Source organism: Serratia sp. SA088, from assembly GCF_049065515.1.
Taxonomy (GTDB): Bacteria; Pseudomonadota; Gammaproteobacteria; order Enterobacterales; family Enterobacteriaceae; genus Serratia; species Serratia nematodiphila.
The window spans coordinates 407,505-429,097 of record NZ_JBAKGW010000003.1 but is presented as its reverse complement, the minus strand read 5'-3'; the positions used below and the strand labels follow the sequence as shown (position 1 = coordinate 429,097).

General features: G+C 61.5%; 17 protein-coding genes. 10 read left to right on the top strand and 7 right to left on the bottom strand.

Going from position 1 to position 21,593, the window contains the following annotated elements; all coding sequences use genetic code 11:
• Positions 1-184 precede the first annotated feature (184 nt).
• The 3 genes from ACOWVD_RS10765 to rluA all read left to right on the top strand — a co-directional run bounded on the left by ACOWVD_RS10765 (position 185) and on the right by rluA (position 6,413).
• Entirely contained in the window at positions 185-2,551 is a 2,367-nt protein-coding gene (locus ACOWVD_RS10765; RefSeq protein ID WP_049242010.1) for a DNA polymerase II, read from the top strand.
• A gap of 247 nt (positions 2,552-2,798) precedes the next feature.
• Positions 2,799-5,705 carry an RNA polymerase-associated protein RapA gene (gene rapA, locus ACOWVD_RS10760; RefSeq protein ID WP_015376629.1) on the top strand — a complete coding sequence of 969 codons (2,907 nt, stop codon included), beginning with the start codon at positions 2,799-2,801 and terminating at the stop codon, positions 5,703-5,705.
• 57 nt (positions 5,706-5,762) lie between these two features.
• Positions 5,763-6,413 (top strand): bifunctional tRNA pseudouridine(32) synthase/23S rRNA pseudouridine(746) synthase RluA, encoded by a 651-nt coding sequence (gene rluA / locus ACOWVD_RS10755; protein WP_004932866.1) that lies wholly within the window; start codon positions 5,763-5,765, stop codon positions 6,411-6,413.
• Between the two features lie 143 nt (positions 6,414-6,556).
• Here rluA and djlA read toward each other — a convergent pair whose 3' ends face one another.
• Entirely contained in the window at positions 6,557-7,378 is an 822-nt protein-coding gene (gene djlA / locus ACOWVD_RS10750; protein ID WP_015376627.1) for a co-chaperone DjlA, read from the bottom strand.
• A 228-nt stretch (positions 7,379-7,606) separates the two neighbouring features.
• Here djlA and lptD point away from each other — a divergent pair, with 228 nt between their 5' ends.
• From lptD to apaH, 6 genes are all read left to right on the top strand, one after another.
• Positions 7,607-9,967 (top strand): LPS assembly protein LptD, encoded by a 2,361-nt coding sequence (gene lptD, locus ACOWVD_RS10745; RefSeq protein ID WP_049242007.1) that lies wholly within the window; start codon positions 7,607-7,609, stop codon positions 9,965-9,967.
• Between the two features lie 65 nt (positions 9,968-10,032).
• Complete coding sequence (surA, locus tag ACOWVD_RS10740) at positions 10,033-11,334, top strand: peptidylprolyl isomerase SurA (RefSeq protein ID WP_004932876.1); 1,302 nt, start codon at positions 10,033-10,035, stop codon at positions 11,332-11,334.
• Complete coding sequence (pdxA, locus tag ACOWVD_RS10735; RefSeq protein WP_375547460.1) at positions 11,312-12,313, top strand: 4-hydroxythreonine-4-phosphate dehydrogenase PdxA; 1,002 nt, start codon at positions 11,312-11,314, stop codon at positions 12,311-12,313. The genes surA and pdxA overlap by 23 nt, the downstream gene beginning before the upstream one ends.
• Positions 12,306-13,124, top strand: a complete 819-nt coding sequence (gene rsmA, locus ACOWVD_RS10730) for a 16S rRNA (adenine(1518)-N(6)/adenine(1519)-N(6))-dimethyltransferase RsmA (protein ID WP_004932881.1) — start codon at positions 12,306-12,308, stop codon at positions 13,122-13,124. Before pdxA ends, rsmA begins: the two co-directional genes overlap by 8 nt.
• A 12-nt stretch (positions 13,125-13,136) precedes the next feature.
• Positions 13,137-13,514, top strand: a complete 378-nt coding sequence (apaG, locus tag ACOWVD_RS10725) for a Co2+/Mg2+ efflux protein ApaG (RefSeq protein WP_015376624.1) — start codon at positions 13,137-13,139, stop codon at positions 13,512-13,514.
• Between the two features lie 2 nt (positions 13,515-13,516).
• Positions 13,517-14,368, top strand: coding sequence for a bis(5'-nucleosyl)-tetraphosphatase (symmetrical) ApaH (apaH, locus tag ACOWVD_RS10720; RefSeq protein WP_164095542.1), 852 nt, complete (start codon positions 13,517-13,519; stop codon positions 14,366-14,368).
• A gap of 48 nt (positions 14,369-14,416) precedes the next feature.
• Here the strand turns inward: apaH and ACOWVD_RS10715 are convergent, their stop codons facing one another.
• The 4 genes from ACOWVD_RS10715 to ACOWVD_RS10700 form a co-directional block, all read right to left on the bottom strand.
• Entirely contained in the window at positions 14,417-16,306 is a 1,890-nt protein-coding gene (locus ACOWVD_RS10715; RefSeq protein WP_421105628.1) for a PhoX family protein, read from the bottom strand.
• A 180-nt stretch (positions 16,307-16,486) separates the two neighbouring features.
• Positions 16,487-16,969: a type 3 dihydrofolate reductase gene (gene folA, locus ACOWVD_RS10710; RefSeq protein WP_033631766.1), complete on the bottom strand. Its 483-nt coding sequence runs from the start codon at positions 16,967-16,969 to the stop codon at positions 16,487-16,489.
• Between the two features lie 143 nt (positions 16,970-17,112).
• Entirely contained in the window at positions 17,113-17,577 is a 465-nt protein-coding gene (locus tag ACOWVD_RS10705) for a threonine/serine exporter (RefSeq protein WP_015376621.1), read from the bottom strand.
• Positions 17,574-18,374 (bottom strand): threonine/serine ThrE exporter family protein, encoded by an 801-nt coding sequence (locus ACOWVD_RS10700; protein WP_015376620.1) that lies wholly within the window; start codon positions 18,372-18,374, stop codon positions 17,574-17,576. Before ACOWVD_RS10700 ends, ACOWVD_RS10705 begins: the two co-directional genes overlap by 4 nt.
• A gap of 128 nt (positions 18,375-18,502) precedes the next feature.
• On the opposite strand from ACOWVD_RS10700, the gene ACOWVD_RS10695 reads away from it, so the two are divergent.
• Positions 18,503-19,117 (top strand): LysE family translocator, encoded by a 615-nt coding sequence (locus ACOWVD_RS10695; protein WP_015376619.1) that lies wholly within the window; start codon positions 18,503-18,505, stop codon positions 19,115-19,117.
• 34 nt (positions 19,118-19,151) lie between these two features.
• Here the strand turns inward: ACOWVD_RS10695 and kefC are convergent, their stop codons facing one another.
• Both kefC and kefF read right to left on the bottom strand, forming a co-directional pair.
• The gene (gene kefC / locus ACOWVD_RS10690) at positions 19,152-21,005 is read right to left on the bottom strand and encodes a glutathione-regulated potassium-efflux system protein KefC (RefSeq protein ID WP_021505358.1); all 1,854 of its coding nucleotides are present in this window, start codon (positions 21,003-21,005) and stop codon (positions 19,152-19,154) included.
• Positions 20,998-21,555 carry a glutathione-regulated potassium-efflux system oxidoreductase KefF gene (gene kefF, locus ACOWVD_RS10685; RefSeq protein WP_004932911.1) on the bottom strand — a complete coding sequence of 186 codons (558 nt, stop codon included), beginning with the start codon at positions 21,553-21,555 and terminating at the stop codon, positions 20,998-21,000. Before kefF ends, kefC begins: the two co-directional genes overlap by 8 nt.
• Positions 21,556-21,593: the final 38 nt, after the last annotated feature.

Sequence of the window (21,593 nt, the reverse complement as noted above, 5' to 3'; positions counted from 1 at the left end):
GGCGGAGGATTTTCCAGTGCCGCCGCAAACGAGTCAATCGATCAATTGTATGCGTATTTGGCAACGCCGCGCGGCGATGGACAATTACTGTATAAAAACCCATACTATAATTTATCTATATTAGCGCCAAAACCGACATCTCGCTGAATGTCGCGCACGCCGCCCGGCGGAAGACGAAGGGGTTATGACAGCACTGCAACAGGGTTTCCTGCTCACTCGCCACTGGCGCGACACGCCCGCCGGCACCGAGGTCGAATTCTGGCTGGCGACCGACGCCGGCCCGCGTCAGCTGCGCCTGCCGCCGCAAACCTCGGTGGCGTTTATCCCCGCCGAACAAAGGCAGCGCGCGGAACTGCTGCTACGGGAAGAACGGCAAGTCGAACTGAAACCGCTGGCGCTGACGGATTTTCATCACCGGCCGATGCTGGGGCTGTACTGCCGCCAGCACCGTCAGCTCATCAAGCTGGAAAAACTGCTGCGGGAAGGCGGCGTTGCGGTCTACGAGGCCGACATTCGCCCGCCGGAGCGCTACCTGATGGAACGCTTCATCACCGCGCCGGTGTGGTTCAACGGCCAGGGCGACGGCAATGGGCCGTTGCTCAGCGGCCAAATGAAGCCGGCGCCAGAGTACCGCCCAACGCTAAAACTGGTGTCGCTGGATATCGAAACCACCGCCCACGGCGAGCTTTACTCCATCGCGCTGGAAGGCTGCGGCCAGCGGCAGGTCTACATGCTGGGACCGGCCAACGGCGGCGATGAGCCGCTGGATTTCGATCTGGAATACTGCGCCAGCCGCCCTCAACTGCTGGAGCGGCTGAATGCGTGGCTGGAGCGGCACGATCCCGATGCCATCATCGGCTGGAACCTGGTGCAGTTCGATCTGCGGGTGCTGCAGAAGCACGCTGAGCGCTACCAAATCCCGCTGCGGCTGGGGCGCGGCGGCAACCTGCTGGAGTGGCGCGAGCACGGCTTCAAGCAGAATCACTTTTTCGCCGCCGCCGCCGGCCGCCTGATCATCGATGGCATCGAGGCGCTGAAATCCGCCACCTGGAACTTTCCCTCCTTCAGCCTGGAATACGTTTCGCAGGAACTGCTGGGCGAAGGCAAGGCGATCGACAATCCTTATCAACGCATGGCGGAGATCGACCGGCGCTTCGCCGAAGACAAGCCGGCGCTGGCCCGCTACAACCTGAAGGACTGCGAGCTGGTGACGCGCATCTTCGCCAAGGCCGACCTGCTCAACTTCCTGCTGGAGCGCGCTACCGTCACCGGGTTGGCGGCCGACCGCAGCGGCGGATCGGTGGCGGCCTTCAGCCACCTCTATATGCCGCGCATGCATCGCCTGGGCTTTGTTGCCCCCAACCTCGGCGAACAGCCGGAAGAGCACAGCCCCGGCGGCTTCGTGATGGACTCCCAGCCCGGCCTGTACGATTCGGTGTTGGTACTGGACTATAAAAGCCTGTACCCGTCGATCATCCGCACCTTCCTGATCGATCCGGTCGGGTTGGTGGAAGGCATGCGCCACCCAAGCGACGCCGACTCGGTGCCCGGCTTTCGCAACGCCCGCTTCTCGCGCAGTAAACACTGCCTGCCGGCGATCGTCGAGCAGATCTGGCAGGGGCGCGAGGCCGCCAAGCGCCAGCACAACAAGCCCCTGTCGCAGGCGTTGAAGATCATTATGAACGCGCTGTACGGCGTGCTGGGATCGAGCGGCTGCCGCTTCTTCGATCCGCGGCTGGCGTCGTCGATCACCCTGCGCGGCCACGAGATCATGCGCCAAACCCGCGAGCTGATCGAAGCCGAAGGCTATCAGGTGATTTACGGTGACACCGACTCCACCTTCGTGTGGTTGAAACAGCCGCATGACGAGCAGCAGGCGGCGCAGATCGGCCGGGCGCTGGTGCAGCGGGTCAACGCCTGGTGGCAACAGCATCTGCAGCAGCAGTTCGGGCTGGAGAACGCGCTGGAACTGGAGTTCGAAACCCACTATTCCCGCTTCCTGATGCCGACCATTCGCGGCGCCGAACAGGGCAGCAAAAAACGCTACGCCGGCCTGATCGCGCGCGCCGACGGCGAGGAAGAGATGGTGTACAAAGGGCTGGAAACGGTGCGCACCGACTGGACGCCGCTGGCGCAGCAGTTCCAGCAGCAGCTCTATCAGCGTATCTTCAAACAACAGCCCTACCAGGACTATGTGCGCGATTACGTCGGCAAAACCCTGAACGGCGACTTCGACGATCAACTGGTGTACCGCAAACGGCTGCGCAGAAAGCTCGATGACTATCAGCGCAACGTGCCGCCGCATGCCCGCGCCGCGCGCATCGCCGACGACTACAACCGCCAACAGGGGCGGCCGCTGCAGTATCAGAACGGCGGCTGGATCAGCTACGTGATGACCGTGGCCGGGCCGGAACCGCTGGAAACCCGCCATTCGCCCATCGACTATCAGCATTACCTCGAACGCCAGCTGCAACCGGTGGCAGACGCTATACTCCCTTTCTTGCACGACGATTTCACCACGCTGGTCACCGGGCAAATGGGGCTGTTTTGAGATTGCGCCAGGTTAAGAAAAATCATCGGGTTTTGCAGGTGACGAACGCGCCGCCTTCCATTACCATAGCGCCCTTCCCAAAACTGAACCACGCTTAGCCCTGCCGTCTCGCGACGTCTGCATGGCGTGAACGGCTATTGCCCGCCAAATTTAAAACAAACCGGGATTAGCAGACGTTCAGTACAGGTGCCGCGGCCCTTCCCGCCCGGTAACAAGACTTACTTACAAAGAATCGAGCCGACAATATATGCCTTTTACTCTTGGTCAACGCTGGATCAGCGACACGGAAAGCGAATTAGGATTGGGCACCGTCGTGGCGCTGGATGCGCGCATGATTACCCTGCTTTTCCCCGCCACCGGTGAAAACCGCCTCTATGCCAGAAACGATTCGCCGATCACCCGCGTGATGTTCAACCCGGGCGATACCGTCAGCAGCCACGAGGGCTGGCAGCTGCAGGTGGAAGAGGTGAAAGAGGAAAACGGTCTGTTGACCTATATCGGCACCCGCCTGGACACTCAGGAAAGCGGCGTGGCGATGCGCGAGGTGCTGCTGGACAGTAAGCTGACCTTCAGCAAACCACAGGATCGCCTGTTCGCCGGCCAAATCGACCGCATGGACCGTTTCGCGCTGCGTTTTCGCGCCCGCAAATACCAGAGCGAGCAGTATCGCCTGCCGTTCGCCGGCCTGCGCGGCATGCGCGCCAGCCTGATCCCGCACCAGCTGCACATCGCTCATGAAGTCGGCCAGCGCCATGCGCCGCGCGTTCTGCTGGCGGACGAAGTCGGCCTCGGCAAAACCATCGAAGCCGGCATGATCATCCACCAGCAACTGCTGGCGGGCCGCGCCGAGCGCGTGCTGATTGTGGTGCCGGAAACGCTGCAGCACCAGTGGCTGGTGGAGATGATGCGCCGCTTCAACCTCTACTTCTCGCTGTTCGACGACAGCCGCTACGCCGAAGCCAAGCTCGACAGCAGCAACCCGTTTGAGACCGAACAGTTGGTGATCTGCTCGCTGGACTTCGTGCGCCGCAACAAGCAGCGCCTGGAAGAGCTGGCGGACGCCCAGTGGGATCTGCTGGTGGTCGATGAAGCGCACCACCTGGCCTGGAGCGAAGAGGCGCCAAGCCGCGAATATCAGGTGATCGAACAGCTGGCCGAGCATATCCCCGGCGTGCTGCTGCTGACCGCCACCCCGGAACAGCTCGGTCAACAGAGCCACTTTGCGCGCCTGCGCCTGCTCGACCCGAACCGTTTCCACGACTACGGCGAGTTCGTCGCCGAGCAGCAGAAATACCGTCCGGTGGCCGACGCCGTCACCCTGCTGCTGAGCGGTGAACGCCTGGCCGACGACAAGCTTAACCTGCTGGGCGAGCTGATCGACGAGCAGGACATCGAGCCGCTGCTCAAAGCCGCCAACAGCGAAGGCGACAACGCCGAGCAGGCGCGTCAGGAGCTGGTTTCGATGCTGATGGATCGCCACGGCACCAGCCGCGTGCTGTTCCGCAACACCCGTAACGGCGTGAAGGGCTTCCCGCACCGCAACCTGCACCAGATCAAGCTGCCGCTGCCGACCCAATATCAGACCGCGATCAAAGTGTCCGGCATCATGGGCGCCAAAAAGTCCGTCGAAGCCCGCGCGCGCGACATGCTGTACCCGGAGCAAATCTACCAGGAATTCGAAGGCGAAAACGCCACCTGGTGGAACTTCGACCCGCGCGTCGAGTGGCTGCTGGATTACCTGCTGGCCAACCGCAACGAAAAAGTGCTGGTGATCTGCGCCAAAGCCGACACCGCGCTGCAGCTGGAGCAGGTGCTGCGCGAGCGTGAAGCGATCCGCGCCGCGGTGTTCCACGAAGGGCTGTCGATCATCGAGCGCGACCGCGCCGCCGCCTACTTCGCCTCCGAAGAAGAAGGCGCGCAGGTGCTGCTGTGTTCCGAGATCGGTTCCGAAGGCCGCAACTTCCAGTTCGCCAGCCAGCTGGTGATGTTCGATCTGCCGTTCAACCCGGATCTGCTGGAGCAGCGTATCGGCCGTCTGGACCGTATCGGCCAGATGCACGATATCCAAATCATGGTGCCTTACCTGGAGCACACCGCGCAGGCGGTGCTGGGCCGCTGGTTCCACGAAGGGCTCGACGCCTTCGAACACACCTGCCCGACCGGCCGCACCATCTACGACAGCTGCTACGAGCAGTTGATCGGCTATCTGGCCGCGCCGACCGAGCAGGAAGGCCTGGACGAATTCATCCACGCCTGCCGCCAGCAGCATGACCAGTTGAAAGCGCAGCTGGAACAGGGCCGCGATCGCCTGCTGGAGATGCACTCCAACGGCGGCGACAAAGCCCAGGCGCTGGCCGCCGCCATCGCCGAGCAGGATAACGACGTCAACCTGGTGGGCTTCGCGCTCAACCTGTTCGACATCGTCGGCATCAATCAGGAAGACCGCAGCGACAACCTGATCGTGCTCACGCCGTCCGACCATATGCTGGTGCCGGACTTCCCGGGCCTGCCGCAGGACGGCTGCACCGTCACCTTCGATCGCGATCGGGCGCTGTCGCGCGAAGACGCGCAGTTCGTCAGTTGGGAACACCCGATCATCCGCAACGGTCTGGATCTGATCCTGTCCGGCGACACCGGCAGCTGCGCAGTGTCCCTGTTGAAAAACAAAGCGTTGCCGGTGGGCACCCTGCTGGTTGAGCTGGTGTACGTGGTGGAAGCCCAGGCGCCGAAGCACCTGCAGCTGACCCGCTTCCTGCCGCCGACGCCGATCCGCATGCTGATGGATCGCAAGGGCACCAACCTGGCGGCGCAGGTCGAGTTCGAAAGCTTCAACCGCCAGTTGAACGCGGTCAACCGCCACACCTCCAGCAAGCTGGTCAATGCCGTGCAGCAAGACGTGCACGCCATGCTGCAGCAGGCGGAAAGCCTGGTGGAAGCGCAGGCGCGCACGCTTATCGAACAAGCGAAGCAAGAGGCTGACGACAAGCTGAGCGCCGAGCTGGCGCGTCTGGAAGCGCTGAAGGCGGTCAACCCGAACATCCGCGACGACGAAGTCGAAGCGCTGGAGTTCAACCGCCGTCAGGTGCTGGCCAACCTCAATGAAGCCGGCTGGCGCCTGGACGCCATTCGTCTGGTGGTGGTCACCCACCAGTAACCGGCGCGACATGGGGAGGCCACCGTCTCCCCGGTCGGCCCTTTTCGCGGAGCCAAGATGGAACCCTACAATCCCCCGCAGGACCCGCTGCACATCCTGTATCAGGATGAACACATCATGGTGGTCAACAAGCCCAGCGGCTTGCTGTCGGTGCCCGGCCGCGCGCCGGAAAACAAAGACAGCCTGATGACCCGCATTCAGGCCGATCATCCGGCCGCCGAATCGGTGCACCGGCTGGACATGGCCACCAGCGGGGTGATCGTGGTGGCGCTCAACAAGGCCGCCGAGCGTGAGCTGAAGCGTCAATTCCGCGAACGCGAGCCGAAGAAATCCTATATCGCCCGCGTTTGGGGGCATATGGAACATGACGAAGGACTGGTGGATTTGCCGCTGATCTGCGATTGGCCGAACCGGCCGCTGCAAAAGGTGTGTTTTGACACCGGCAAAGCGGCGCAAACCGAGTATCTGGTGCTGTCGCGAGACGCCGATGGCAGCACGCGCGTGAAGCTGACGCCGATCACCGGCCGCTCGCATCAGCTGCGGGTGCACATGCTGGCGCTGGGGCACCCGATCCTCGGCGACGGTTTCTACGCCCCACCGGAGGCTAAGGCGATGGCGCCACGGCTACAGCTGCATGCACAAGAGTTGCGCATCACCCACCCCGCTTTCCAGACGCCGATGCACTTTCGCGCCGAACCGGATTTCTGAGCTCATCACCCAGGGATACCCTAAATAATTCGAGTTGCAGGAAGGCGGCAACTAAGCGCAGCCCCGGGAGCGTACAAAAAGTACGTGACCGGGGTAAGCGCGGGCAGCCAACACACCTGCAGATCGAAGTATGACGGGTATCGTTATTTAAAACCTTTCTCGCGTTTGATCAGGTCGTACGCCGCCTGGATCTCCTGCGCTTTCTGCTTGGCCATTTCCATCATCTGTGGCGGCAAGCCTTTCGCCACCAGCTTATCCGGATGGTGTTCGCTCATCAGCTTGCGGTAGGCGCGTTTGATGGTGGCGGCATCGTCGCTGCTGCGCACGCCGAGCACCTTGCAGGCATCGTCGAGCGTCGGGCCGCGCTGAGCCTGCTGATAGCCGCCCTGCGAATACCCGCCCTGCTGACCGCCGCCGAACTGACGCCCGCCCTCCATCATGCTGAGGAACTGATCGAACTGCGCGCGCGAAATGCCCAGCTCTTCGGCGATGACATACAGCACCTGACGTTCGTTCGGGTGCAGCGAGCCGTCGGCAAACGCCGCCTGAATCTGAATTTCCAGAAACATCCGAATCAGATCGAAGCGGCCGAAACAGATGCTGCGAAACTGCTGCAGCGTCTCACGCAGCGGGAACTGGCTCTGTTTGCCCTCGCGGAACGCCTGCTGCGCCGCGGTGCGCGCTTCGCCGTGCAGCTGCAGGCGATCCATAAACAGGCTGGCGATCTGGATATCCGCCTCGGTAACGCGTCCCTTGGATTTGGTCAGGTGGCCCATCACCTGAAAAGTGGTGCGGAAAAACAGCGTTTGCCGCGTTTGCTGGTCGGTGAAAAACCCCCGGCTGCGCTTGTTGCTGCGCGCCGTATCGATCATATGACCGATAATCAGCCCCAGAACTACACCCCAGAATCCCGCGCCAGACCAGATGGCGACGATGACGCCGAGCAGTTTTCCCCAATACTGCATATACTCCTCAATTATCATGCCGAAAGCCGCCCGCTCTCCTTCGCTTCAGGAAAGGGCGCAGGCGATTTTTCCTAGAATTTGGATTATCATACCTGTCATTTATCTTTGCGCCTAACGACGACGCAAGTAAACGGCTGGATTTAGCACTAGCGCAACGCAGATGAGTAATATAGTCTCTGACCGTTTGCCGGACACGACGCCTCTGATGACGGAACACCAAAACCGCGTATGAAAAAAAGTTTCCCAACACTGCTGGCCACGATGATTTGGACGGCACTCTACAGTCAGCATGCGCTGGCTGATCTGGCCGAGCAATGCATGCTTGGCGTTCCCGTTTACGACAAGCCTTTGGTCAGCGGCGATCCGAACAGCCAGCCGGTGACCATCAATGCCGATGACTCGCGCGCCGACTACCCGAAAAGCGCCCTGTTCAGCGGCAACGTGCATATCGAGCAGGGCAACAGCACCCTGACCGCCAAAGAAGTTGAGCTGAACCAGACGCAAAACCCTGGCCAGACGGAACCGGTGCGCACCGTCACCGCCACCGGCGACGTGCACTACAGCGACAATCAGATCAAACTGAAAGGCCCTAAGGCCTGGTCGAACCTGAATACCAAAGATACCGACGTCTATGAAGGCGACTACCAGATGGTCGGCCGTCAGGGGCGCGGCGACGCCGACAAGATGAAAATGCGCGGCGCCAACCGTTACACCATTCTGGAAAACGGCACCTTTACCTCCTGTCTGCCGGGCGACGACAGCTGGAGCGTAGTCGGTTCCGAAGTGATCCACGATCGCGAAGAGCAGGTGGCGGAAGTGTGGAATGCCCGCTTCCGCATCGGCGGCGTGCCGGTGTTCTACAGCCCATACCTGCAATTGCCGGTCGGCGACAAGCGCCGTTCCGGTTTCCTGATCCCGAACGCCAAGTACGGCAGCAACAACGGCTTCGAGTTCATGTTGCCGTACTACTGGAACATCGCGCCGAACTACGATGCCACCATCACGCCACACTATATGTCCAAGCGCGGCCTGCAGTGGCAGACCGAGTTCCGCTATCTGGTACAGCCGGGCCTCGGCCTGATGGAGTTCGACTGGCTGCCGGACGATAAGGAATACGGCAAAGATCATGACGACAGCAAACGCTGGCTGTTCTACTGGAACCACAACGGCGTCATGGATCAGGTGTGGCGCTTCAACGTCGATTACACCAAGGTCAGCGATTCCAAGTACTTCACCGATCTGGACTCCAAGTACGGTTCCACTACCGACGGCTACGCCACGCAGAAATTCAGCCTCGGCTACGCCAACGAGAACTGGAACGCCACGCTGAGCTCCAAACAGTTCCAGATTTACGACGATACCGATCGCTCACAGTCGGACTCGTATAAAGTCCAGCCGCAGCTGGATCTGAACTATTACAAGAACGACCTCGGCCCGTTCGATTTCCATATTTACGGCCAGGCTGCCAAGTTCACCAGCGTCAACCCGTACAGCCCGGATGCCACCCGTCTGCATATGGAGCCAACGCTGAGTCTGCCGCTCACCAACGGCTGGGCCAGCCTGAACACCGAAGCCAAAGTGATGGCGACCCACTACCAGCAGGATATTCCTGACGGTTTCGCCGCTAACTACCAGAACCGCAAAGGCGCCGCAGCACCGGATCTTGATGACTCGGTCAACCGCGTATTGCCTCAATTCAAGGTCGACGGCAAGCTGGTGTTCGAGCGGCCGATGATCTGGGCCGAAGGCGCCACCCAGACGCTGGAGCCGCGCGTGCAGTACCTGTACGTGCCGTACCGCGATCAGAGCAACATCTACACCTACGACACCACGCTGCTGCAGACCGACTACTCCGGCCTGTTCCGCGACCGCGCCTACAGCGGCCTGGATCGCATCGCTTCGCAGAACCGCGTCTCTACCGGTTTGACCACCCGCATTTATGATGACGCGCTGGTGGAACGATTTAACGCTTCCGTGGGTCAAATCTACTACTTCAGCCGTTCGCGTACCGGTGACCAGATGACCGGTTACGACAACAACGACGACACCGGCAGCGTGGCCTGGGCCGGCGATACCTATTGGAAAATCGACGATCGTTGGGGCCTGCGCGGTGGCCTGCAGTATGACACCCGCCTGAACAGCGTCTCGCTGGGCAACGGCGTGGTGGAATACCGCCAGGACGCCGAGCGCGTGGTGCAGCTGAACTACCGTTACGCCACGCCGGAATACATCCAGACGGCGTTGAACACCAAAACGGTTCCGGCCTTCCAGGACGGCATCTCGCAGGTGGGCATCACCGGCAGTTGGCCGATCGCCGATCGTTGGGCGGTCGTCGGGGCGTACTACTACGACACCCGCGCCAAACAATCCGCCGATCAACTGGTGGGGCTGAAGTACAACACCTGCTGCTGGGCGGTGACCCTGGGCTATGAGCGCAAGATCACCGACTGGAACAACAGCAACAATACCAGCGTTTACGACAACAGAGTTTCGTTCAACGTCGAACTGCGCGGCCTGAGCAGCGATCATAGTCTCGGCTCCGCAGAAATGCTGCGCTCCGGCATTCTGCCGTATCAGCGCGCATTCTGACGCTTTGCAACACTTTGAAAACGAGAACTTTCACCCGCATTTGCGGATTACATAATGGGAAATGTATGAAGAACTGGAGAACGCTTATTCTCGGATTGGTGGTTTGCGCCAATGCCGCGTTCGCAGCACCCCAAGAAGTGGATAAAGTCGCCGCCGTCGTGGATAACGGCGTGGTACTCGAAAGCGACGTCAACGGTCTGTTGCAGTCAGTCAAGCTCAACGCCCAGCAGGCCGGCCAACAGTTGCCGGACGACAAGACGCTGCGCCATCAGATCATCGAACGGCTGATCATGGATAACATCCAGCTGCAGATGGCCAAGAAAATGGGCATTACCGTGTCCGACGCCGAGCTGGACAAAGCGATCGCCAACATCGCCGCGCAGAACCGCATGAACGTCGATCAGCTGCGCAGCCGCCTGTCGTACGAAGGGTTGAACTACAACACCTACCGTTCGCAGATCCGCAAAGAGATGCTGATTTCCGAAGTGCGTAACAACGAAGTGCGCCGCCGCGTCACCATCCTGCCGCAGGAAGTGGACGCGCTGGCCAAACAGGTGGGCGCGCAGAACGGCAGCGACACCGAAATGAACATCAGCCACATCCTGATCCCGCTGCCGGAAAACCCGTCGCAGCAGCAGGTCGACAAAGCCGAAGAGCTGGCCAAACGCCTGGTGGGTGAGATCAACAGCGGCGCCGACTTCGGCAAGCTGGCGATCACCTACTCCGCCGATTCTCAGGCGCTGAAAGGCGGCAACATGGGCTGGGGCAAGCTGCAAGAGATCCCGACCCTGTTCGCTGAACGTCTGGTGAGCGCCAAGAAAGGCGACGTCGTCGGCCCAATCCGTTCCGGCGTCGGCTTCCACATCCTGAAAGTGAACGATATCCGCGGCGCCAGCCAGTCGGTGTCGGTCACCGAAGTGCACGCCCGTCACATCCTGCTGAAGCCTTCGGTGGTGCTGACTGACGATCAGGCGCGCGCCAAGCTGCAATCCGTTGCGGAAGCGATCAAGAGCGGCCGCGCCAAATTCGCCGACGAAGCCAAACAGCTGTCGCAGGATCCGGGTTCCGCCATGCAGGGCGGCGATCTGGGCTGGGCCTCCCCGGACATCTACGACCCGGCCTTCCGCGATGCGTTGCTGAAGCTGAGCAAAGGTGAAATCAGCGCGCCGGTCCACTCTTCCTTCGGTTGGCACCTGATTCAGCTGCTGGATACCCGTCAGGTGGATAAAACCGACGCCGCGCAGAAAGATCGCGCTTACCGCATGCTGTTCAACCGTAAGTTCGCCGAAGAGGCGCAGACCTGGATGCAGGAACAGCGCGCCCAGGCTTACGTGAAGATCCTCGATGGCAGCGATGCACAGCAATAAACGCGTCGTCATTACCCCCGGCGAACCCGCCGGGGTGGGGCCGGATTTGGTAGCCGCCCTGGCGCAACAGGATTGGCCTGTTGAGCTGGTGGTGTGCGCCGATCCGGCCCTGTTGCTTGAACGCGCCAAGCGTTTGGGCCTGCCGCTGACGCTGCGCGACTACCAACCGCAGCAACCGGCCGAGGCGCAACGCGCCGGCACGCTGACCGTGCTGCCGGTGTCGCTCGCTCAGCCGGTCACCGCCGGTGAACTGAACGTCGGCAACAGCGCCTACGTGGTGGAAACCCTGGCGCGCGCCTGCGACGGCTGCCTGAACGGCGAATTTGCCGCTCTGATCACCGGTCCGGTGAACAAAGGCGTGATCAACGACGCCGGCGTGCCGTTTATCGGCCATACCGAATTCTTTGCCGATCGCAGCCGCTGCGATCGCGTGGTGATGATGCTCGCGACCGAAGAGCTGCGCGTGGCGCTGGCGACCACCCACCTGCCGCTGCTGGCGGTGCCGGGCGCCATCACGCAGCAGAGCCTGTTCGAAGTCATTCGCATTCTCGACCACGATCTGAAAACCAAATTTGGCATCGCTCAGCCGCACATTTACGTCTGCGGTCTGAATCCCCACGCCGGGGAAGGCGGCCATATGGGGCGCGAAGAGATAGACACCATCATCCCGGCGCTCGACGCGCTGCGCGCTGACGGTATCCATCTGATCGGCCCGCTGCCGGCGGACACCCTGTTCCAGCCCAAATATCTGCAAGATGCCGATGCGGTGCTGGCGATGTATCACGATCAGGGGCTGCCGGTGCTAAAATACCAAGGGTTCGGCCGCGCGGTGAATATCACCCTCGGTTTGCCTTTCATACGCACCTCGGTCGACCACGGTACCGCTCTGGAACTGGCCGGCACCGGCACCGCCGATGTCGGCAGTTTCCAAACGGCCCTGAATCTCGCCATTAAAATGATAATTAATTGTAATGAATAACAGAGTCCACCAAGGGCACTTTGCCCGCAAACGCTTTGGACAAAACTTTTTAACCGATCAGTTTGTCATCGATAGCATTGTCTCCGCCATTCACCCGCAGCCGGGCGAAGCGGTGGTCGAGATCGGCCCCGGCCTCGGCGCCTTGACCGAGCCGGTTGGCGCACGCATGGACCGCATGACGGTGATCGAACTGGACCGCGATCTGGCCACCCGGTTGGAGAACCACCCGCGGCTGAAAGACAAGCTGACCATCCGCCAGCAGGACGCCATGACGGTGAATTTCGCCGAACTGGCCGAGGAAGCTGGCCAACCGCTGCGCGTATTTGGTAACCTGCCGTACAATATTTCGACGCCGCTGATGTTCCACCTTTTCAGCTATACTCAGGCAATCCGCGACATGCACTTTATGTTGCAAAAAGAGGTGGTCAACCGTCTGGTGGCCGGCCCGAACAGCAAGGCCTACGGGCGTTTGACCGTGATGGCGCAGTACTACTGCAACGTCATTCCGGTGCTGGAAGTGCCGCCGACCGCGTTCGCGCCGCCGCCGAAGGTCGATTCCGCCGTGGTGCGCCTGGTCCCGCACACCGAGCTGCCGAACCCGGTGGGCGACGTGCGCATGCTGAGCCGCATCACCACGCAGGCGTTCAACCAGCGGCGGAAAACCATCCGCAACAGCCTGGGCGACCTGTTCACGCCGGAGCAGCTGACGGAGCTGGGCGTCGATCCTTCGCTCAGAGCAGAGAATATTTCTGTGGCGCAGTACTGCAAGCTGGCGAACTGGCTGTCAGCCAATCCGGCGCCGCAGCAATAAGGAGTTGTTGTCATGATTGATTCGCCCCGCGTGTGTATTCAGGTTCAGAGCATCTATGTGGAATCACAGTCGATCCCTGAAGAAGAGCGTTACGTCTTCGCCTATACCATCACCATCCGCAATCTGGGGCGGACCAACGTGCAACTGCTGGGCCGTTACTGGCTGATCACCAACAGCAACGGCCGCCAAACCGAAGTCCAGGGCGAAGGCGTGATCGGCGAACAGCCCGTCATTCCGCCCGGTGGAGAGTTTCAGTACACCAGCGGCGCCATTCTGGAAACGCCGCTGGGCACCATGGAAGGCCATTACGAAATGGTTGACCATCAGGGTCAACCGTTCCGCACCGCTATTCCCGTGTTCCGCTTAGCCATTCCAACGCTGATCCATTAATTATGTCGACATACCTTATCGGCGACGTTCACGGCTGTTTCGATGAACTGAAGTCGCTGCTGGCTCAGGTTGCGTTCGATCCCGAGCGCGATCAACTGTGGCTGACCGGCGATCTGGTGGCGCGCGGCCCCGCCTCGCTGGACGTGCTGCGCTACGTGCGCTCGCTCGGTCCGGCGGTGCGCATGGTGCTGGGCAACCACGATCTGCACCTGCTGGCGGTCTACGCCGGCATCAGCCGCAACAAACCCAAAGATCGCATCACCCCGCTGCTGGAGGCGCCTGACGCCGACGAGCTGATCAACTGGCTGCGCCGCCAACCGGTGCTGCAGGTGGATGATGAGCAAAAGCTGGTGATGGCGCACGCCGGCATCACCCCGCAGTGGGATATCGACACCGCGAAAATGTGCGCGCGCGAAGTGGAAGCGGTATTGAGCAGCGACAGCTATCCGCTGTTCCTCGATGCCATGTACGGCGACATGCCGAACAACTGGGCGCCGGAGTTGAGCGGCCTGGCTCGCCTGCGTTTCAGCACCAATGCGTTCACGCGCATGCGCTACTGCTTCCCCAACGGCCAGCTCGACATGATCTGCAAAGATGCGCCGGGCAGCGCGCCGGCGCCGCTGAAGCCGTGGTTCGAACTGCCGCGCCTGGTGGATCCGGAATACACCATCGTCTTCGGCCACTGGGCCTCGCTCGAAGGCAAGGGCACGCCGGAAGGCGTGATCGGGCTGGATACCGGCTGCTGCTGGGGCGGCGACTTGACGATGCTGCGCTGGGAAGACCGTCGTTACTTCACGCAGCCCGCCAATCGGGGTGAGGCGTCTGACCACGCCGGCAGACTGGCCGCATCCTGAAAATACAAAGGCGGCCCCGTGGCCGCCTTTGTTTTCTATATTATCGCCTTACGCCCCAATCACCCCGCCATCTTCACGCGTGATCATCAATACCGATGAACGCGGGCGCGGACTGTTGTTCGGGAAGTGCGAATCGCCCTCTTCTCCCGGATGCTGCACGTTGACGAACATCGTCTTGTAGTCCGGGGTGAAAGTGATGCCGGTCAGTTCGCAGGACTTCGGCCCCACCATGAAACGGCGGATCTCACCGCTGATCGGATCGCCCACCAGCATCTGGTTGTTGCCCTGCCCGACATAATCGCCCTTGTTGCTGTACTTGCCGTCGGTGAGGATCCACAGGCGGCCGGCGCGATCGAAGCCCAGCCCGTCCGGGCTGTTGAAGGTATTTTCCGCCGTGATGTTCGGCGTGCCGCGGTTGACGCCTTCGGGGTGGGCGATCGGGTTGCCGCACAGCGCATAGATGTCCCAGGCGAAGACGTCGGCGGTGGCGTCGCCGCCTTCATCCCAGCGAATGATCTGGCCATAGATATTGTTAGGCCGCGGGTTGGCGGCGTTCAGCGGCATCCCTTCCTCACCGCGCTTGCTGTTGTTGGTCAGCGTACAGTACGCGCGGCCGTCATGCGGGTTCACCGCGATCCACTCCGGGCGATCCATTTTGGTGGCGCCGACCTGCTGCGCCGCCTTGCGGGCGAAGATCAGCACTTCAGCCTCGTCGCGGAAGCCGTTCTCCGGCGTCAGGCCGTTCTTGCCGAACTCGAGCGCAATCCAGCGCCCTTTGCCCTTCAGCGGCGTGCCGGCTTCATCGCCGTCGAACTGCGCCACGTACAGCGTCCCCTCGTCCAGCAGCGTGCGATTGTTGGCCGGATTGGCGGCGTCGACCACGCCTTTGGAGACGTATTTATAGATATGTTCGCCGCGCTCGTCGTCGCCCATGTACACCACCAGGCGGCCGTCTTTGGCCACGGTCACCGCCGCGTTTTCATGTTTGAAGCGGCCGAGCGCGGTGTGCTTGATGGGCGTCGAGGCCGGATTCAGCGGATCGATCTCGACGATCCAGCCGTGGCGCTTGAATTCGTTAGGGTTCTTCGCCACATCGAAGCGCTCATCATAGTCCGGCCAGTTGCGCTCCGGTTCGCTGGCCTTCAGCGTGTAGCGCTTCTGTTCCGGCGTGGTGCGATAATCGGCCTGACGGGTGCCGAAATAGGTATCGAAGTTTTCCTCGCAGGTCAGATAGGTCCCCCACGGCGTCTTGCCGTTGGCGCAATTGCCAAAGGTGCCCAACACCTTGCGGCCACTCGGATCGGCGGCGGTCTGCAGCAGCGGGTGCCCGGCGGCCGGGCCGCTGAACTGCATTTCGCTGTTGGCGGTGATGCGGCGGTTATAGCGCGATGGACGTTCCACCTCCCAGCGCTGGCCGTCGCCGACCCGCTTGACCGCCACAATGGAGACGCCGTGCGCCGCCTGTGACTTGCGCACCTCTTCCAGGCTGGTGGCTTTGGCGCCGCCGTGGGCGAACAGATACTGTTCGTTGACGTATTCGTTATTGATGGCCATCACGCCGTGATTGTCATCGATAGGGAAGAAGCTCATGCCGTCATTGTTGTCGCCAAACTGTTTTTCCTGATCGGCGGCGCTGTTGTTGCCCTGCGGATCGAAGGCCGGCGCGCCGTCCACCAGCGGCTCGCCCCAGGAGATCAGCACCTCCGCGCGGTAGCCCGGCGCGATGGTCACCTCGTCGGCGGTAGATGCGGCGATACCCTGAAAGCCCAGCAGCCTGTTCGGTGGCAGATCCTCGGCCAACGCCTCGGCGGAGACCGACCAGATGCCACCGCCGAGAAAGCCGGCCAGGCCGACGGCGCCGGCGCTGCCGAGCAACAGCTTGCGGCGAGAGGGATCGATCAGGCGGTCGGCGTCTAATTGCTCAATTTGCTTGGTCATAACGTGGTTACCTTTTTAGTTATGGCGCCGCGGTCAAGATTCACCAGAGTTGCCGTGGCGCTCGGAGTTGGGCTTCATACTAATCAGGTAATGTGACGGAAAGGTTACGAATGACCGGCGTAAAAAGGCCGGGGGCGCAATTGCTTGCGCCCCCGGGGATAACTGGCTAACAGGCTGAGATCAGCGGCGCTGCAGGATTTCGAAACAGTAGCTGTGCGAGTTCAGATTGTCGGCATCGTGGAATTCGCTGAACGTGGTTTCCCACTCGTCCGGCTCGTAATCCGGGAAGTGGGTATCGCCGCCGACTTCGGCGTCGATGTGCGTCAGGTACAGACGGTCGGCGCGCGGCAGCAACTGGGTATAGATGCGCCCACCGCCGATCACCATCACTTCTTCCACCTCGCCCGCGGCGGCCAGCGCCTCATCCAGCGAGGTTACCCAGGTCACCCCGGCTTCGTTGCCCGGGCGGCTGCTCAAAACGATATTGTGGCGGCCCGGCAGCGGGCGGCCGATGGACTCGAAGGTCTTGCGGCCCATAATAACTGGCTTATTCAACGTGTTGCGTTTAAACCACGCAAGGTCCGCCGGCAGGTGCCACGGCATGGCGTTTTCCATGCCAATAACGCGATCCGCCGCCAAGGCAGCGATCAGGCTGATAATCATTGTTTAACCCTGTGTAGGCAGCAAAATTGGTGACACTATACGTAAAGGCCTGAGTGCCGTCGATAGGCTAATCAAGCAAGATGAATATATAAGATAGCTCTTATCAGCATATCTAATAACCAACGTTCTTCCGCCGGGAAATTTCACACGCCGGGGCGTTTGCGGTACAGCCACAGGCCCGGTAACGACAGGCCGATCGACAAGGCACCGACGATGAAACTGGCCTTAAGGAAGTTGGTGATCATGGTCTCCATCAGGGCCTCGCTGTAGCCCAGATGCGAGATCTCCACCACAGTTATCATCGCGGTATAGGCGGAAATGCCGGGGAACATCGGGATCACCGCCGCCACGGTGAACACCTTCGGATGCGCCAGCAGCCAGCGCGACCAGTAGATGCCGATGATGCCGATCAGGATCGCCGCCAGCAGCGAGGCCCACTCGATGTTCATGCCGGCATGCATCATCAGCATGCGCGAACCGCGCCCGATAGCCCCGAGCAATGCGCAATAGCGCAGCGCACGCAGCGGCACGTTAAACACCATGGCGAAGCCCAGCGCCGGCACCGCCGCCAACAGCATCTCCTGCAACAAGGCCCACAACAGATTCATGACCACCCCCGCAGATCCCACAGCGACATCGCCATCACTACCCCGATACAGGTCGCCAGCGTCAGCAGGCTGGCCATCGCCCAGCGCGCCAGCCCGGTATTCACATGCCCCTTGAACATGTCGGCCACCGCGTTGATCAGCGGGAAGCCCGGCACCAGCAGCAGCACGCTGGCGGCCATCGCCACGCTCGAGGTGTCTTTAAACGCCGGCAGGCGCAGCAGCAGTCCGGAGATCGACGTCGCGACAAACGCCGTCAGGCAAAAATTGATCAACGGATTCATCTGGCGGGCGGTGAGGATTTGGCGCACCAACATCGCCGTGCCGCTGGCGATAAAGGTCACCAGGAAGGCGTCGCCGCCACCGCCGTTGAGCATGCTGAAGCACCCACAGGACAGCCCCACCATCAATACCACCAGCCAGCGCGGGTAGCGCAGCGGCCGGATCCTTTCAAAGCGGCGCGCCACGTCGTGCGCATCCGCCAGGCGATGCTCGGCGAGGATCACGATATGCTGCACTTCGGTCACCACCTGCATATTGATGCCGCGATCGACGTTCTTACGGGTGGTGGTCAGACAGGCACCATGGCTAAGAGTGGTCAATACCACCGCATTGGCGGAGATCGAGCTTTCCACGCTGTCCATGCCCAGCGCCAGTCCCAGGCGAGTTGATAACTGTTCCACCACCGTGCTCTCGGCGCCGTGCTGCAACAGCAGCAACGCGCATTGAATGCACAGTCGGGTGATTTCACGCTGTTGCCGGTGCGGTTCCGGCCTGTCTGTGGCGGTAGTCTGCTGCATGGTGCTCCGTCGCGGGCGGTAGATGAATTATTATCATAGAGCCTAACAATACCTCATTGGGTTGATGCGCATCAGAGGAAGCGGCGTTATTATCGCCAGATTGCTGCCTTTTGCGCGAGACGTCTCCCATGCTTGAAACTTCGTTGTTCGTCGCCGGCATTGCCGCCCTCGGCATGCTCTCCCCCGGCCCGGATTTTTTCCTGGTGATCAAAAACGCCGCCCGCTACCCGCGGCTGGCCGCCATGATGACCGCCTTCGGCGTGATCTGCGGCGTCGCCACCCACATGTCCTACTGCGTCGCCGGGCTGGCGGTGGTGATCACCACCACGCCGTGGCTGTTCAACCTGCTGAAATACGCCGGGGCGGTCTATCTGGTGTGGATCGGCATCCAGGCGCTGCTGTCGCGCGGCGGCGGCAAAATGAACGTCAGCAATCTGCCGCAGCAGCAGGTCAGCCTGAAGAGCGCCTTTGCGCAAGGCTACCTGTGCAACCTGCTGAATCCGAAAGCCACCCTGTTCTTCCTGGCGGTCTTCACCCAGGTGCTGCAGATCGATTCCGGTCTGGGTGACAAGCTGTGGTACGCGGGGATTATTCTCGGCCTGTCGGTCATCTGGTGGCCGCTGCTGGTATTTTTGATCCAGAGCGGGCCGGTGCGCCGCGGGCTGGAAAAGACGCAGAAGATCGTCGACAAATTGCTGGGCGGCATGTTGATCGCCTTAGGCATCAAGGTCGCGCTGAGCTAAGCAAAAAAAGGGCGCCATCACGGCGCCCCTCCCCTTATCCTTTGGCTTCCACCACTTCATCCTCCGGCGCCTTGCCGTCGATACTGCCGCGCCAGCCGGTCTGCTGCACCCGCGCCAGCCGATTCTGATCCTGCTCGATGGCCGCGCTGAGCATCTCCTTGGCCCGCTGCAGGCTGGCGATACGGAATTCAGTATCCTGGTAATTATCCAGCGTATCTTCCAGCATCTTCAGGTTATAGCGACGGAACGTGTCCGCTTTCTCGCGCGCCTCATAGGCGTCCAGCCCCAGCAACTCCAGCGTTTCACGGCCGACGCGCAGCGAGCTTTCGAAGGTTTCGCGCTCCGGTTTTTCCACCCCCAGTTGCCGCAGCTGATACCAGTGATCGACGTCGCGCGCCCGCGCCACCACTTTCAGATGCGGGAAGTGCTGCCTGGCCAGCTCGGTTAACGCCAGGCTGTCCTCCACATCGTCGATGGCGTTGATCAGCACCTTGGCGTGAGCGGCGCCGGCGGCCTCCAGCAGATCGGCGCGCGTGGCGTCGCCGTAGAACACCTTGGTATCGAATTTGCGCAGCGTTTCGATATGGTCCGGATCGTGATCAAGTACCACGGTGTGCACGCCGTTGGCCAACAGTAAACGACCGGCGATCTGGCCGAAACGGCCGAAGCCGGCGATGATCACGCTGGCGTTCTCGTCATCAATGACGTCAGCCGGGCGATCCTCTTTCGGCGCATTTTTCTCCAGCTGCGCGGCGATCACCAACAGCAGCGGGGTGGCCGCCATCGACAGCGCCACCGCCAGCGTCAGCGACTTGGCCCATTCAACCGGCAAGACGCCGGCCAGCTGTGCGGCGCTGAAAATCACGAAGGCGAACTCACTGCCCTGCCCCAGCAGAATGGCGAACAGGCCGCGCTGGCGCTTCGGCACGCCGAGCAGCGGCCCAATCAGCCACAGCAACGCCGCCTTGATCAGCATAAAGCCCAGCAGCAGCGAGGCGATCAGCAACGGATGATGGAACAGCGTGCCGAAGTCGATCGACATGCCGACGCCGATGAAGAACAGCCCCAGCAGCAGTCCCTTGAACGGCTGAATATCGCTCTCCAGCGCGTGGCGGTATTCCGAGCTCGCCAACAACACCCCGGCGAGGAACGCCCCCATCGCCATCGACAGCCCGGCCATCTCCAGCAGGATGCCGAAGCCGAACACCAGGAACAGCGCCACGGCGCTGAACACTTCGCGCATGCCCGAACGGGCGACGAAGTGCAGCAGCGGACGGGTGACGTAGCGGCCGAGCAACACCACCATCGTCAACGCGCCCACCACCTTGGCCGCCGACAGCATGAAAGCGCCCAGCGTGGTGGTGGCGCCGCTGCTGGCCAGCAGCGGGATCATCGCCACCAGCGGGATCGCCGCGATATCCTGGAACAGCAGCACCGCAAACGCGCTGCGGCCGATCGGCGACGGCGTCAGATTGCGTTCGCTCATCGCCTGCATGGCAATGGCGGTGGATGAGAGCGCCAGCGTCAGGCCAATCAGCAACGCCACCTTCCAGTTAAGGCCAAGGAAGTAACAGAAGGCGCTCAGCGCCAGGCCGCAGCCCACCATCTGAATGCTGCCGCCGCCGAACACCGAGGCACGCAGCGTCCACAGCCGTTTGGGATCCAGCTCCAGGCCGATGATAAACAGCATCAGCACCACGCCGATCTCGGCGAAGGTCAGGATCGATTCGGCGTCCGACACCAGCTTCAGCCCCCAGGGGCCAATGATGCAGCCGGCGATCAGGTAACCGAGCACCGAACCCAGTCCCAGGCGCACCGCGATCGGCACAAACAGCGCCGCGGAGCCGAGGTAGATCAGCCCTTCGATCATCATGTGGTGATTATCCATGGCTGGCCTCCCGGGTTTCCGCTTCGGCATGTTCCATCAGGTAGTCGACCAGCCGCTGGCGGTAGGCTTCGCCGGCGGCGAGCAGCGCCGGCTCGTTGCAGGTAAAGGTATTGTGCACGGCGAAATAAGGCAGCCAGGTCATGCCGCAATAGATCGCCGTGGCCTGCAGCGGCTGCGCCAGCGCGGCGAAGTTGGGGAAGTCGCCCAGCTCGAAGTGGTGCTCGTCGCCGCCGCTGGTCACCGCCCACAGACAGTCTTTACCCACCAGCGCATTGCCGTCGTGGCCGTAGGCCCAGCCGTGCTCCAGCACTTTGTCGATCCACAGCTTCAACAACGGCGGGAAGCTGTACCACTGCATCGGATGTTGCAGCACCACCAGGTCGGCGCGCTCCACCGCCCGCTGCTCGGCGTTGATGTCAATATTGAAATCGGGGTACAGCTCATACAGCGAGCGCACCTCCACCTCGGGGAGATCCTTCACCGCCTGCAGCAGGCGGTGATTGGCATGTGAATGCCGGGGATACGGGTGAGCATAAATTATCAGAATCATTGTTATCGTCGTTCCTTCGTTCCTTGCCAATACACCAA